The organism is Nonomuraea fastidiosa, from assembly GCF_042751225.1.
GTDB lineage: Bacteria > Actinomycetota > Actinomycetes > Streptosporangiales > Streptosporangiaceae > Nonomuraea > Nonomuraea fastidiosa.
The window spans coordinates 4,044,261-4,057,716 of sequence record NZ_CP170570.1 but is presented as its reverse complement, the minus strand read 5'-3'; the positions used below and the strand labels follow the sequence as shown (position 1 = coordinate 4,057,716).

The following is a 13,456-nucleotide window of genomic DNA, read 5'->3' as shown; positions in this document are numbered from 1 at the left end:
TCGGTGGATTGACTGAAGGGTGCACGTCCCCGTGACCGAGGTCAAGAGGTCTGCGACAATCCTCCCGGCAATCTTCCGGAATCGAGCGAGTCGAGCACCCGTGCCGCGCCCCCGAGCGCGGCCGCGTCGTGCCCGAGCGTCGAGGCCACCACCTCCGGGCCGCCTGGCGCCACCACGCGCCGGCCCAGCTCCTCGTGCACGGCGGGCAGCACCCACGGCGCCAGCGGGACGTAGTAGCCGCCGAGGATCACCACGGCGGGATCGAGCAGGTTGGCCAGGATGGCCACGCCCTGGCCCAGGCCCGCGCCGACCGCGGCGAGCCGGGCGAGCGTGCCGGGGTCGCCGGCCCGCGCCTGGCGGACGACCTCCTCGATCTCGGCCTGAGTCTCGGCCGGTGACAGGTCCTTGCGCAGCACGGCGCCGATGCCGGCCACCGCCTCCAGGCAGCCGCGGCGGCCGCAGTGGCAGGCGGGCCCGTCGGGGTCGAGCTGCACGTGGCCGATCTCGCCGCTGTAGCCGTGGCCGCCTCTGCGCAGCCGCCCGTCGAGGATGATGCCGGCGCCCACGCCGAGCCCGCCGCTGAGATAGACCAGGTCGGCGGCGCCCGCATGGGAGCCGAAGCGCTGCTCGGCCAGGGCCGCGAGGTTGGCCTCGTTGTCCACCTGGATGGGGAAGCCCGGATCGCGCAGCGCCTTGGCCAGGTCGCCGCCGATGTCGGCGTCGTGCCAGCCGAGGCTGGGCGCCAGGCGTACGGTGCCCTGCACGTCGACCAGGCCCGGCACGGCCACGGCCAGGCCGAGCACCTGGCGCTCCTCCTTGGCCATGCGGTTGACCACGCGCCGGATGATCGCGCCGACGCCGGCCACGCTCTGGCTGACCGAGTCGCCGCCCGAGAACGCCCGCCGCCAGGTCAGCAGCCGCCCGCCCGCGAGGTCGGTGGCGATGGCCGAGACGGTGTCGACGCCGATCTCGACCCCGATGGCCGCGTAGGGTGAGCCGTCGAGCACGAGCATCGTGGCCGGCCGGCCGACACGGTTCTCCGTCAGCCCGGTCTCGCGGACCAGCCGGCGGTCGATGAGGTCGGCGACCAGGCTGGAGACGGTCGCCTTGTTCAGCCCGGTGGAGGCCGCGATGTCGGCGCGCGAGCACGGCGCGTGCTCACGGACGAAGCGCAGCACGACCGCCAGGTTGGTGGCCCGTACGTCGGCGAAGTCGGCCGGCTGAGGGCCGGTCGTGGAAGTGATCAATATCAGCCCCGTTCCCGCCAAGAAGTGATCCCAGCATGCCGCATCGCCGGCTTTCTCCACCAACCGGAGAGCGGCGGCTCCGGCGCTTCGTCATGCGGGTTGCTCATCGGCACCAACCTGTGACCGTCGCGATCCCTTGTGGCTGCAGTCACACTCTACTAATTTGTTTGGTCGAAATACCAACTAATTGTAGGTGGGGCGCGGCCTGCGGTCCACCGCGGGCAGCGGCGTTCCGCGCCCTGAGGCCCATCCCACCCCGAGGAGGGACCCAGTCATGCCGACACCCAACCCGACCCGCCGCGGTTTCCTCGGCCTGGTCGGCGCAAGCGTCCTGGTGGCGGGCTGCGCCGAGAAGAGGCAGGCGCCCAAGGGCACGGCCGTCGCCGCCGACAAGCTGTCGAGCCTCGTGCCGACGCGGGTGCCGTACGAGATCCCCGGGCTGAAGCCGGACCTGCCCGGGTCCGAGTTCGTGCAGCCTGGCTTCCTCAAGCGACCGGCCGAGATGGTGCAGGCCGTCACCACCCCGCCGCTCACCAGCGGCAAGGAGGTGACGGCGATGACGCCGCTGTGGGGCACGGTGCCGCCAGGGCTCGGCAGCAACTCCTACTACGACGAGGTCAACAAGCGCCTCGGCGGCGTCGTCCGCTTCAACATCTCCGACGGCAACACCTACGGTGACAAGCTCAGCACCGTCCTGGCCAGCGGCGACGTGCCGGAGATGGTGATGATCCCGCAGTGGGAGCTGACCAAGATCGGCCACTTCACCGAGGCGGCCAACAAGCTGTTCGCCGACCTGTCCCCGTACCTGGCCGGCGACAAGGCCAAGGAGTTCCCGCTGCTGGCCAACTACGACACCGCCGCCTGGCAGTACGGCGTCTTCGGCGGCGTGCTGCAGGGCATCCCGTGGCAGAACGACCCGTACCCGTTCGCCACGTTCGTCCGCGAGGACATCATGAAGAAGCTCGGCCTCGAACACCCCAAGAGCGCCGACGACCTGGTCACGCTCGGCAAGGCCATCACCTCGCCGAAGGACAAGCGCTGGGCGTTCGGCGGCGGCATGGAGCAGGAGGTCCAGCGGGCGTTCGGCGTGCCGCGCGAGTGGCGCAAGAAGAGCGACGGCACGCTGGAGTACAAGTACGAGACCGAGGAGTTCGCCGCCCACATCGAGTTCGTCACCAAGCTGTTCGAGGCCGGTTACGTTCACCCGGACGTCGTGGCCAACAAGGACGCCGACAACAAGGCGATCTTCGGCAGCGGCGAGATCGTCATCTACCGCGACGGCCTCGGCGCCTGGCACGAGGCGCTCGGCCGCTTCCAGGCCGACAACCCCGACTTCGACATGCAGATCGTCGACCCGTACCCGGCGAAGCCCGGCGGGCGGCTCATCATGTGGCGCAACGAGCCCGCCAGCATGTTCGTCTTCATCAAAAAGGGCCTCGGCGACGCCCGCACCCGCGAGCTGCTCGCGCTGTCGAACTGGGCCTCCGGGCCGTTCGGCACCCAGGAGTACGAGCTGTGCTACAACGGCGTCGAGGGCAAGCACTACAACGTCGTGAACGGCCAGGTCAAGCAGACCGCGCTCGGCCGCAAGGAGGTCGCACCGACCTACCTGTTCCTGTCCGGCCGCCCCAACGCCAACGCGATGAGCCAGTACGACGGGCTCGTGCAGTCCCTGTGGGACTGGCAGACCAAGGCGTCCAAGATCCTGGAGAACGACCCGTTCGTCGGCATCCGCGTGGAGACGCCGTCGAAGATGGCCGGCATGGCCACGCCCACCGAGGACAAGATGCAGGAGATCTTCCGCGGCAAGCGGCCGGTCTCCGAGTGGCCGAAGATCCTCAAGGAGTGGCAGGAGCAGGGCGGTAACGAGGCGCGCGAGTTCTACATGAAGGTCGCGCGCGAGAACGGGCGGCTGTGACGGCGCCACGAACGGGTCCAGAGACAGGCACAGAGATCGGCACAGGGACCGGCGAGAGCACGAACGCGGGCATGAGCACGGACACGAGCACAGGCGCGGCTACGGGCACGAGCACGGGCGGGGCCGCGGGCGCGGGCGGCGGCACGGCGACGATCAAGAAGCCACGGCGCCGCCGCGCGCCCGCCCACGAGGCACCGGGGCTGACCTGGCGGGCCAAGCTGCGCAGGGACTGGCCGCTCCTGGTGATGAACCTGCCGATGCTGCTCATCGTGGTCGCCTTCTGGTGGATCCCGGCGCTCGGCAACGTCATCGCCTTCCAGGACTACAACCCGTACACCGACGGCATCCTCGGCAGCCCCGTCATCGGCTTCACGAACTTCGCGCTGCTCTTCGAGGATCCGCAGTTCCTGCGCGCGATCGCCAACACCCTGTCGATCACGGCGTTCCAGCTCGTCTTCTACTTCCCCGTGCCGATCCTGCTCGCGCTGCTGCTGAACAGCATCGTCTCGGCCCGGCTGCGGGCGTTCGTGCAGGGCGTCGTCTACATGCCGTTCTTCTTCTCCTGGGTGCTGGTCATCGCCATCTTCCAGCAGATGTTCGGCGGCGCCGGCCTGCTCGCGCAGATCCTGCGCGAGCACGGGTACGAGGGCGTGGACTGGATGACGAACTCCGACACGTTCATCCTGCTCATCACCTCGCAGACGATCTGGAAGGACGCCGGCTGGGGCGCGATCATCTTCCTGGCCGCGCTCAGCACCATCGACCCGCACCTGTACGAGGCCGCCGCCGTGGACGGCGCCCGCCGCTGGCGCCGGATGTGGCACATCACGCTGCCCGGCCTGCGCCCGGTGATCGTGCTGCTGCTGATCCTGCGGCTCGGCGACGCGCTCAACGTCGGCTTCGAGCAGTTCATGCTGCAGCGCAGCGCGGTCGGCAGCGAGGCGTCCGAGGTGTTCGACACGTTCGTGTACTGGTCCGGCCTGCGTACCGGCGACCTGGGGTACGGCGCCGCGGCCGGGCTGTTCAAGGGCCTGGTGGGGCTGCTGCTGATTCTCGCGGCCAACCGGGTGGCGCACGCCATGGGTGAACGAGGAGTGTATTCGCGATCATGACGGCTTCGACGCTCTCGCGCCGGCGCGGCGGGCGGCGCCCGTCCCGGCTGGCGCCCTGGGAGGAGCCCCCGTCGGCGGCCGGGCGGCTCGGCAAGGGCACGCTGATCACGCTGATCCTGGTGGCCGTGCTCGGCCCCCTCTACACGATCGTGCTCACCAGCCTCAGCTCGGCGAAGACGGTGACCGAGGCCGGCGGGCTCGTGCTGGTGCCCGACGGCATCACGTTCGAGGCGTACCGGCAGATCTTCTCCGACACGGTGGTCAGCCGGGCGATCCTGGTCAGCACCGGCGTGACCATCGTCGGGACGCTCATCAGCGCCGGGGTGAGCGTGCTGGGGGCGTACTCGCTGTCGCGGCCCGGCTCGTTCCTGCACCGGCCGCTGCTGTTCAGCATCCTGCTGATGTTCGTCTTCTTCCCCGGCATCATCCCCGTCTACCTGATGGTCAGCGGGCTGGGGCTGAAGGACAGCTACTGGTCGCTGATCCTGCCGACGGCGGTGTCGGCGTTCAACGTGGTGGTGCTGCGCTCGTTCTTCATGAACATCCCGAAGGAGATCCTGGACAGCGCCCGCATCGACGGGGCGGGCGAGTTCCGCATCCTCTTCCGCATCGTGCTGCCCATGTCGAAGGCGGTCACGGCGGTCGTGGCGATGTTCTACGCGGTCGGCTACTGGAACGCGTGGTTCAACGCGATGCTCTACATCGACGACACGCGCAAGTGGCCGCTCGCGCTGATCCTGCGGCAGTACGTGGTCGACTCCAACCCGCTGCCGGCCGCCACCGCCGGCGTGACCGGGGACGCGCCGCCCACCCTCGCCATCAAGATGGCCATCGTGGTGATCGCCGTCATCCCCGCGCTGATCCTCTATCCGCTGGTGCAGCGCCACTTCACCAAGGGGGTGATCGTGGGCGCGGTCAAGGGGTGAGCACTCACGAATAGAAGTGCATGACGATGGCCAGGCCGACGAAGTGCACGAGCACCACGATCGTGATCAGCGAGATGAACACGAACTTCGCCGGGCCGTGCTCGAAGTGCTTGCCCTCCTTCAGGGGGCGCAGCTTGGCCTGACGCTCGGCGATGCGCTCCTCGATCGGCTTGCGGTAGAACACGGCGACGTCCCTTCAGGGGCGGGGCGAAATCTTCAGGCTTTCTCCGACAAAGGTACCCGGCCCCGCCCCCGCCTCCGGCACGCGGTCAGTAGAGGCGGCGCAGATCCATCTGGAAGTTCTGCCGCCAGGTCGCGCCGCCGTCCGTAGTGGTCTCGCCGATCTCGTGCCAGGTCGTGTCGGTGAAGGTCAGCGTGTAGCGGGTGGTGAAGGCGGGCGTCTGCAGGCTCCACTCGAACCGGTGGTCGCCGACGACCGGGGTGACGGTGGTGACGTGTCCACGGGAGAACGCCTCCCAGCGGTACTCCCCCGTCACGTCGTTGTAGTTGATCACGGCGAGCGCGCTGTCCACGATCGTGCGCGGGTCGGCCTTGTCCCGCCCCTGCCCCTCGACCGAGATGACCAGGTCGCCCGCCTGGTAGCGGATCCACTCCGTCTGCAGGAACTCCTGGCGGGCGCCCGACGGCAGGATGGTCCAGCCCGTCCCCGCCCACGCGCCGACCATGAACGACAGCCGCCGCATCGCCTCGGCCTGGGTGAGCGGCTCACGGGCGGCGGCCATGGCGGGGGCCGAGGAGACCAGCAGCAGGAGGCAGGCCAGCGAGAGTAACAGGCGTGACTTCATGGGAGACGTCCTCCACGGTCGTGCGGGGTTTCGAGTGACGCGTACGCCGGCGCGCACCGCGCCCGCGGCGTACGTATGCCAGGGCCCTGATGCGTAATTTGATGCGTAAAAGCGGCCGCTCTCCTGGACCGCGGGGAACGGCGCACCGATGATGCGGATGAAGTCCGCAATCTCGTTAAGGAGCGCTCATGGGAGTGAACCTCCGGCTCGTCGTCCCCCTGGTCTACGCGGCGGCGGTCATCGTGGCCTTCCTGATCGGCCAAACGGTGGGCACGGTGGTCACCATCGTCGGGGCGCTTCTCGTGGCGGCGTACTTCCTCTTCATGGCCAGGTCACGCCAGCGCCAGTAACGCGCCCCAGGGGTCGTACACGATCGTCGCGCGGCCGCCGTCCGGGGCGCCGGGGACGATCGTGGCGCCCAGCTCGACGGCCCGCGCGGCCGTCTCGGCCCGGTCGGCGGTGGCGAAGAACGTCACCCAGCGCGGGCCCATCCCCTCCGGCGGCGGCACGACCTCGACCCCGTGCAAGTCGGGATAGCAGGCGGCGTCGCCGGTCCACAGCTCGTGCCGGCACCACGTACCCGGCTCGTCCACCAGCACGATCCCGGACGGCCGGTGGCCCTCCCACAGCCCGAAGACCGCGCCCGAGGAGTCGAGCGCGAGCAGCAGCCGCCCGTCGTCCCCCGCGGGCACCGGCCCGAACAGCACGCTTCCCCCGCGCTCCTTCACCCGCGCGGCCGCCGCCTGCGCGTCCTCGGTCGCCAGGTACGTGTTCCAGGACGCGGGCAGCCCGGCGGGCACCCGGCCGAAGCCGCCCACGACGCGGCCGTCCAGTTCGATGAAGGCGTAGCCGCCCGCGTCGCGGAACGTCCAGCCGAACAGCTCGCCGTAGAAGGCGCGCGCGCCCGCGGGGTCCAGCGCCCCGTAGTCCACCCAGCAGGGGGTGCCGGGCGTGTAGTGCTCATGAACCGGCATGCTGCACCTCCGGCGCCGCCGTGCTCAGGTGGGCGGCGATGGCGGGCGCCACGGCACCGGGACGTTCGATCATGCACAGGTGCCCGGCGTCGGGGACGGTGACCACCCGGCAGCGCGGCACGGTGACGCGCAGCCGTACGGAGGCGGCGCGGAAGGCCGGCATGTCCTGCTCGCCTACCAGGACCAGCGTGCGCGCCGCTATGCCGCGCAGGTCGTCCGCGGTGTGCACGTGGCCGCTCAGGCCGGCCATGGCGCCGTCGCGCAGCTCCCGCCACGAGTGCCCGGCCACGATCGCGCGCAGCCTGGCCCGCAGCTCGGGATGGGCCTCGGTGCCGCGGAAGATGTCGGGCGGCGCCGCCATCCACACATCGGCCAGCCGCTCGCCGTTCACGCCCATCCTGGCCAGCCCGGCGAGCGTGCGGTAGCGCTCGGCGGTGCCCGGCTCGGCCGGGGCGCCGGCGATCGTCGGTGAGCCGACGATGAGCCCGCGCACGTCGTCCGGGTGGTCGATGGCGAGCTGCAGGGCGACCATCGAGCCGATCGACTCGGCCACCACCAGCGCGGCCCGCTCGGCGCGGGCCAGCTCGGCGAGTTCCGCCGCCAGCGCGGGCAGCGACGTGCCGGGGCGCAGCGGGTGCGAGCGGCCGTGCCCCGGCAGGTCCACGCCGACGTGCCGCCAGCCGGGCAGCAGCCGCCACAGCGACTCCCAGACCGAGCCGTCCATCGTGTAGCCGTGGATCCACAGCACCGAGGGACCCTCGCCGCGGGTCCGCACGTACAGGGTCATGACAGCGCCCCCGCGGGGGCGAAACCGTCGCAGAAGCGGCGGAAGGCGATCACGGAGGTGTCGGCCGCGTCGTAGCGCTGCGGCGCGTGCACGTCCAGGTGGTCCCAGACCACCCGGTCCTGCTGGAAGGCGTACTTCGCGCCGTGCACGAGCGCGGGAAGCGAGGCTGTCCTGTCGGGCCGCACGCCGATGACCACCCGGCCGACGCAGCCCGTCCCGTCCGGCACCGCTCCCGTGATGATCGTGTACGGCGCCTCCGCCGTGCCCAGCTCGGTCAGCACGAGGTGCGGGCTGTAGGCGCGGGCCACGAAGCGGGAGGCGAAGTTGAGCTGCCTGTCCTTCTCCCCCGGCCGCTCCCACGGCGGCGCCTTGGTCCGGAACTCGCCCTCGATGACCAGCTCGTCGTGCTCCCCCATGCTGACGCGCATGCCCTTGACCGCGGGCACCAGGTGGACGGTGCTGAAGTGCTCGGCGTCGAAGGCGTTCTCCACCACGTACTCGGCGGGCACCGCGACCTCCTGGTGCACGGCGGGCACGAACGTCAGCTCCCCGGCGGCCTGCTTGATCGCCTGCTCGAAGCCCCGGTCGTCGCCCGGATCGTCGGACAGCCGGGCGAACAGCGCCGACCCGGCGTGCAGCGTCCGCACCTCGGGCACCGACCAGCGGCGGGCGGTGTCGCCGAGCGCGATGCGCTTGCCGTGGAAGGGGCAGATGACGCACTGGCCGTCCAGCGTGCCGCCGTAGCCCAGGTGGGCGCCCCGGTGCGGGCAGGTCGCCGCGAACACGCGGACGCGGTCGTCGTCGCGCACCGCGATCAGGTTCCGCGCGCCGAGTTTGAGCGGGGTGATGCCGGGGCCCAGCTCGTCGTCGAGCGCGAGCAGGAACCATCCGCCGTGCAGCTGATCGGGGGCGGAACGTGACGTCGTCTGTTCGATCACCTCAGTGCTCCGATCACCTCAGTGGCCGCGCGCTCGCCGCCGGCCATCGCCATGTGCGCCATGGGCGGGCCCGCCGGGCCGGTCGTGGCCTCGCCGGCGAAGAAGAGGGTCCCGTCCATCGGTTCGGCCCAGGCGGCGGGCGCCCACAGCGCCCCCACCGCCGGGTAGGTGTACGCGCCGCCCGCCCACGGATCGGCGCCCCAGTCGGCCACCCGCGTACGCTCCGGCGCCCGGCCGCCGGTCCACGGCAGCGCATCGGCCAGCAGCGCGGGCAGGGTTCCCGCCTGCCAGGCGGCCCTGGCCCGGCCCGCCGCGCCCGCCTTGGCCACGACCACCGCCTCGGGACGCCCGGCCGTGACGGTCACGAAGCCCAGCCGGCCGCCCGGGTCGAAGATCACGGCCGACTCGGGAGCGGGCACGGGATAGGTGACCACGGCGCACCAGGCGTCGCCGGGGCGCAGCTCGCGGGCCGCCGCCTGCTTGCGTACGGGGAGGTCGTCGATGACCAGCCGCCGGTCGGCGACGACCTGCGGCGGCACCGTGACGACGGCCGCGGCGGCGTCGGCGCGACGGCCCGCCTCGGTCACGGCGCGGACGCGTCCAGGCGACCAGCTCAGGCGGACGACCGGGTCGCCGAGCCGGAGGTGCAGCCCTTGCGCCAGCCGCTCCGTCAGCGTGCCGAAGCCGCCGGGCAGCACGAACTCGCCCCGCCCCACGGCGTCGGCGCGGCGGGCGGCGGCCAGGCCGAGCGCGCTCAGCGCCTCAGGCTCGCCCGCCCAGTTCTGCCTGAACCACTCGGCGGCGGGCTCCAGGGCGTCGGGAACGCGCGCGGTCGCCTCCTTCAGCCATCGCGCCACCGGCACGTCCCCGGCCGCGCTCGCCGCCAGCCGCGCCTCCAGCAGCGGCGGCGGCGGGCGCAGCGCCGACAGCGGGCGGGGCGCGCCGTCCAGCAGCACCCTGGCGGCGTGGCGGGGCAGCGGCACCGGGGCGGGCAGGCCGGGCAGCGCGCCGATCGGGTTGCGGTCGCCGTGCACGACCTGCGCCCCGAGCTCCAGTCCCGAGCGCTCGTCGGTGTGGATCCTGCCGCCGATGCGCTTCCTGGCCTCCAGCACCGCGACCTGGAGGCCCGCGTCCGCCAGCGCCCTGGCGGCGGCGAGCCCGCTCACGCCCGCGCCGATCACGACCACGTCCAGCTCTGTCACCGGCCCGTCCTCTGTAGTAGGTTGTCGTCGCCTTGATCACGAGGAGATGCGATGACGGCACCCCGCACGCTGCCCGCCCACCTGGCCCATCCGTTCTCTCCTCGCGGACGGCCGGATCCGTATCCGGCGTACCGGTGGCTGCGGGAGAACGACCCCGTCCACTTCGACGTCACCTCGCGCATGTGGCTGCTGACCGCGCACGCCGACTGCGCGCTCGCGCTGCGCGACCCGCGCTTCTCGGCGGCGCTGGGGCAGCGGGAGCGGGTCAGGGACGACGAGCTGCCGCCGTCGATGCTCACCACCGACCCGCCTGAGCACCAGCGGTTACGCTCGCCCGGAGCGCTGCTCATGGGGCCCGCCGCGATCCGCGGCATCTCCGGCGGCATCGAGGCGGAGATCGGCCGGGTGCTCGACGGCCTGGCCGGGCGTGAGCGCATCGAGGCCACGGCCGACATCGGTGAGCCGCTCGCCACGGGCGTGCTGGCCAGGCTGTTCGGGCTGCCGTCCGCCGACCGGGCCGCGTTCGCCGAGCTGGCCGCGCGGGTCGCGGTCAACCTCGACCCGCTGGCCGGGCCGCAGGCCGCGGCGGCCGGGCGGGCCGCGATGGGCGAGCTGACCCGCTTCCTGGGCGAGCGCGCCGACGCGGCGGCCGCGGCCGTGAGAGCCGGCGGCGAGGCGACGCCCTTCGGACGGCTGGCCGCGGACGACCGGCTGACCAGGGCGGAGATGCTGGGCATAGCGTCGCTGACCGTCGTCGGCGGGTGGAAGCCGCTGGCCGAGATGGTGGGCAACGCGCTGCACTGGCTGCTGCCCCGCGAGGAGGCCGCCGAGCAGGTGCGCGGCGGCCACGACACGGCGGTGTCCGCCGTGGACGAGCTGCTGCGCCTGGAGTCGCCGATCCCGTTCACGGCCAGGGTGACCACCGAGGAAGTACGCCTGGACGGCGGGGTGATCCCGGCGGGCGCCAGGGTGCTGGCCCTGGTGGGGGCCGCCAACCGCGACCCGGCGGTGTTCGCCGATCCCGACGAGCTGGTGGTGACGCGCTCGCCCAACCCCCACCTCGCCTTCGGCGCCGGCACCCATCTCTGTCTCGGCGCCCCGCTGGTCAGGCAGGCCGGCGCGCTGCTGCTGCGCGGCCTGCTGAGCAGGTATCCGGGGCTGCGTCCCGTCGGGGAGCCGCCCTCGTGGGCCCCGAGCCTGGTGCCCAGGCGGCTGACCGGCTTCACCCTCGCTACCTGACGTTCGCGCCGCGCCAGCGGAACGTCAGCAGGGTCAGCAGCAGCGCCGCCGCGCACCAGGAGCCGAGCACGACGGCGGTCCTGCCGAGCTCCCACGTGTGCGCCGGCTCCACCACAGCGAAGTCGGCGGGCAGGAAGACCGAGCGCAGCCCTTGCGTCATCCACTTGAGCGGAAAGAACGCCGCGATCGTCTGCATCCAGTGCGGCAGCTCGCTGTAGGGGAAGAACACCCCCGAGATGAACTGCAGCACCAGGAACGGCAGCGTCACGATGGCCGATGCCGATCTGGCGTTGGGGATGACCGCGCTGAACGCGACCGCGAGCAGCGAGCAGGCGGCGGCGCCGAGCAGCAGCACCCACGCGAACGTCAGCCAGTGGCCGGTGTCGGACGGCAGCGGCAGGTGGAACAGCGTCACCCCGACCAGCAGCAGGATCGCCGCCTCCAGGACGCCGGTCACCACCACGCGGACGATCTTGCCGATGAAGTACGCGGTCTTCGGCATCGGCGAGGAAGCCAGGCGGCGGATCATGCCGTTGTCGCGCTCGATCGCGATGTTGATCGCCAGGCCGTTGAAGCTGACGCTCATGATGCCGCAGGCGATGATTCCGGCCACGAACATCTGCTTGAAGTCGGTGTGGGTGCCGGGGACCGTGCCGGAGAAGATCGAGCCGAGCACCAGCAGCAGCACGATCGGCAGCAGCAGCGTGAAGAACAGCGACTGCCGGTTGCGGAAGAACGACTTCAGCTCGACCGAGGAGCGGGCCACCGACGCCCGCCATAATCCCGAGCCCCCGCCGTACGCGACCGCGCGGCTCTGTTCGGCGACCATGGCGTTCGAGCTCATGACGCTTCCCCTGGTTCTCGCGGATCAACTTGAGATAGACGTCCTCCAGCGTCGGCCGGTGGACGCGCAGGTCGGGCAGCTCGCCGACGCCGGCGGCGGCCGCCCACGGCAGCAGCGCGGCCAGGACCTGCGTGGGCCGGTGGGTGTGCAGCACGATCGCGTCCCCGTCGGAGGGGGTCACGGTGGTGCCGTGAGGCAGATCCGGCAGGGTCGCGGCGCTCAGGCCGCCGGTGGCGGTGAAGCTGACCGTGGCGGGCACCTCGCGCCGCCCGCCCAGCTCGCTGACCGCCCCGGTCTCCACGACCGCGCCCGCGACGATGACGGCGGCCCGCTGCGCCAGCGCCTCCACCTCGTCCAGGTAGTGGGTGGTCAGCACGGTCGTCTTGCCCTGGTCGGCGAAGAAGCGCACCAGGTCCCACGCCTCCGCCCTGGCCTCCGGGTCGAGCCCGGTGGTGGGCTCGTCCAGGAAGATCAGGTCGGGGTCGCCCACGATGCCGACGGCGACGTCGAGGCGGCGCAGCTGGCCGCCCGACAGCGTCTGGGCCTGCTTGCGCTCCTGCTTGCCCAGCCCCACCATGCCGATCACCTGATCGACGGGCAGCGGCGCCGGGTAGAAGGAGGCGAAGTGCTCGACCACCTCGCGCACGGTCAGGTCGGTGTACGCGCCGGTGGTCTGCGGCACGATGCCGATCCTGGCGCGCCAGCTCGGCGCGTCCTCGGCCGGGTCGCGGCCGAGCACCCGGACCTCGCCGCCCGAGCGCCTGCGCACGCCCTCGAGGATCTCGACCGTCGTCGTCTTGCCGGCGCCGTTGGGGCCGAGTAAGGCGAAGACCTCTCCTTGCCGGACGTCCAGGTCCACACCCCGCAGGGTGTGGCTGGCGCCGTACTGCTTGCGCAGTCCCCGTACGCGGATCGGGTCGGCCTGATCGTCGGACATGATCTCCTCATTCCTCTCGGGCGTGCGAGACCTTGGCGGCGGCTCAGGTCAGGTGCAGCAGCAGCACGGGCAGCAGCAGCAGTTGATGTCGATGCCGGCCGCGATGGAGTCGAGGTCGCCCTCGCTCAGCTCGGCCATGTCGATCTGCGGCGTCTCGGGGATGTGGAACTCGTACACCCCCGTCTCCAGGCCGCGCTCCCAGAGGGCGACCTGAACGTCGATGTTGGAGTCGTGGGCGTTGTCGGGGATGTTGCGCACCACGTTGATCTGAGCGTCCGCGGGAACCTCGAGACCGGATTCCGCCAGCGCCTCGCGCGGATTGTTGTCGAGCTTGGCCGAGAACTCCTCGCTCGACCACGCCGTGATGAGAACCCGGGTGTAGGCGTTGACGAATTCCGTCCGCTCTCTGGGATTCAGAGCCATTGCTTCCTCCTGGGAGCTTTCCCCATCGGCGCCGGTGCGCCGTCTCGGAATGGAGTCTTGCACGCCTATTTCCAGGTTGCCCAGACTTAATTTCCGGGGCACT

14 protein-coding genes and 1 pseudogene are annotated in these 13,456 nt (G+C 71.6%); 5 read left to right on the top strand and 10 right to left on the bottom strand.

All coding sequences use genetic code 11. The features are described from left to right. Positions 1-41: 41 nt before the first annotated feature. Complete coding sequence (locus ACFMQL_RS18760) at positions 42-1,247, bottom strand: ROK family transcriptional regulator (RefSeq protein ID WP_364059821.1); 1,206 nt, start codon at positions 1,245-1,247, stop codon at positions 42-44. A gap of 274 nt (positions 1,248-1,521) precedes the next feature. Between ACFMQL_RS18760 and ACFMQL_RS18755 the strand changes: the two genes are divergently transcribed. The 3 genes from ACFMQL_RS18755 (at position 1,522) to ACFMQL_RS18745 (ending at position 5,203) form a co-directional block, all read left to right on the top strand. Beyond that, complete coding sequence (locus tag ACFMQL_RS18755; protein ID WP_364059818.1) at positions 1,522-3,165, top strand: extracellular solute-binding protein; 1,644 nt, start codon at positions 1,522-1,524, stop codon at positions 3,163-3,165. 71 nt (positions 3,166-3,236) lie between these two features. Continuing rightward, positions 3,237-4,277, top strand: coding sequence for an ABC transporter permease subunit (locus ACFMQL_RS18750; protein WP_364059815.1), 1,041 nt, complete (start codon positions 3,237-3,239; stop codon positions 4,275-4,277). Beyond that, entirely contained in the window at positions 4,274-5,203 is a 930-nt protein-coding gene (locus tag ACFMQL_RS18745; protein ID WP_364059812.1) for a carbohydrate ABC transporter permease, read from the top strand. The genes ACFMQL_RS18750 and ACFMQL_RS18745 overlap by 4 nt, the downstream gene beginning before the upstream one ends. 4 nt (positions 5,204-5,207) lie before the next feature. Here ACFMQL_RS18745 and ACFMQL_RS18740 read toward each other — a convergent pair whose 3' ends face one another. Beyond that, positions 5,208-5,387, bottom strand: a complete 180-nt coding sequence (locus ACFMQL_RS18740) for a hypothetical protein (RefSeq protein WP_364059809.1) — start codon at positions 5,385-5,387, stop codon at positions 5,208-5,210. Positions 5,388-5,472: 85 nt separating this feature from the next. Beyond that, positions 5,473-6,009: a hypothetical protein gene (locus ACFMQL_RS18735; RefSeq protein WP_364059806.1), complete on the bottom strand. Its 537-nt coding sequence runs from the start codon at positions 6,007-6,009 to the stop codon at positions 5,473-5,475. 188 nt (positions 6,010-6,197) lie between these two features. Here ACFMQL_RS18735 and ACFMQL_RS18730 point away from each other — a divergent pair, with 188 nt between their 5' ends. Beyond that, complete coding sequence (locus ACFMQL_RS18730; protein ID WP_364059803.1) at positions 6,198-6,359, top strand: hypothetical protein; 162 nt, start codon at positions 6,198-6,200, stop codon at positions 6,357-6,359. Here the strand turns inward: ACFMQL_RS18730 and ACFMQL_RS18725 are convergent. From ACFMQL_RS18725 to ACFMQL_RS18710, 4 genes are read right to left on the bottom strand one after another with little or no spacing between them, the layout of a single operon-like run. Continuing rightward, entirely contained in the window at positions 6,342-6,983 is a 642-nt protein-coding gene (locus ACFMQL_RS18725; protein ID WP_364059800.1) for a VOC family protein, read from the bottom strand. The genes ACFMQL_RS18730 and ACFMQL_RS18725 overlap by 18 nt on opposite strands. Further along, positions 6,970-7,770: an alpha/beta fold hydrolase gene (locus tag ACFMQL_RS18720; RefSeq protein WP_378786256.1), complete on the bottom strand. Its 801-nt coding sequence runs from the start codon at positions 7,768-7,770 to the stop codon at positions 6,970-6,972. Before ACFMQL_RS18720 ends, ACFMQL_RS18725 begins: the two co-directional genes overlap by 14 nt. Continuing rightward, positions 7,767-8,708, bottom strand: a complete 942-nt coding sequence (locus ACFMQL_RS18715; RefSeq protein WP_364059794.1) for a Rieske 2Fe-2S domain-containing protein — start codon at positions 8,706-8,708, stop codon at positions 7,767-7,769. Before ACFMQL_RS18715 ends, ACFMQL_RS18720 begins: the two co-directional genes overlap by 4 nt. Beyond that, positions 8,705-9,910 carry a flavin monoamine oxidase family protein gene (locus ACFMQL_RS18710; RefSeq protein ID WP_378786254.1) on the bottom strand — a complete coding sequence of 402 codons (1,206 nt, stop codon included), beginning with the start codon at positions 9,908-9,910 and terminating at the stop codon, positions 8,705-8,707. The genes ACFMQL_RS18715 and ACFMQL_RS18710 overlap by 4 nt, the downstream gene beginning before the upstream one ends. A 51-nt stretch (positions 9,911-9,961) precedes the next feature. Between ACFMQL_RS18710 and ACFMQL_RS18705 the strand changes: the two genes are divergently transcribed. Next, positions 9,962-11,149 carry a cytochrome P450 gene (locus ACFMQL_RS18705; RefSeq protein ID WP_364059788.1) on the top strand — a complete coding sequence of 396 codons (1,188 nt, stop codon included), beginning with the start codon at positions 9,962-9,964 and terminating at the stop codon, positions 11,147-11,149. Here ACFMQL_RS18705 and ACFMQL_RS18700 read toward each other — a convergent pair. The 3 genes and pseudogenes from ACFMQL_RS18700 to ACFMQL_RS18690 all read right to left on the bottom strand — a co-directional run bounded on the left by ACFMQL_RS18700 (position 11,142) and on the right by ACFMQL_RS18690 (position 13,353). Next, positions 11,142-11,993 carry an ABC transporter permease gene (locus ACFMQL_RS18700; RefSeq protein ID WP_364059785.1) on the bottom strand — a complete coding sequence of 284 codons (852 nt, stop codon included), beginning with the start codon at positions 11,991-11,993 and terminating at the stop codon, positions 11,142-11,144. The two genes, ACFMQL_RS18705 and ACFMQL_RS18700, sit on opposite strands and share 8 nt — an antisense overlap. 508 nt (positions 11,994-12,501) lie before the next feature. Then, positions 12,502-12,930 (bottom strand): annotated as a pseudogene (locus tag ACFMQL_RS18695) (ATP-binding cassette domain-containing protein); the annotation flags it as partial. A 48-nt stretch (positions 12,931-12,978) separates the two neighbouring features. Further along, positions 12,979-13,353, bottom strand: a complete 375-nt coding sequence (locus tag ACFMQL_RS18690; protein WP_364059779.1) for a hypothetical protein — start codon at positions 13,351-13,353, stop codon at positions 12,979-12,981. Positions 13,354-13,456 lie beyond the last annotated feature (103 nt).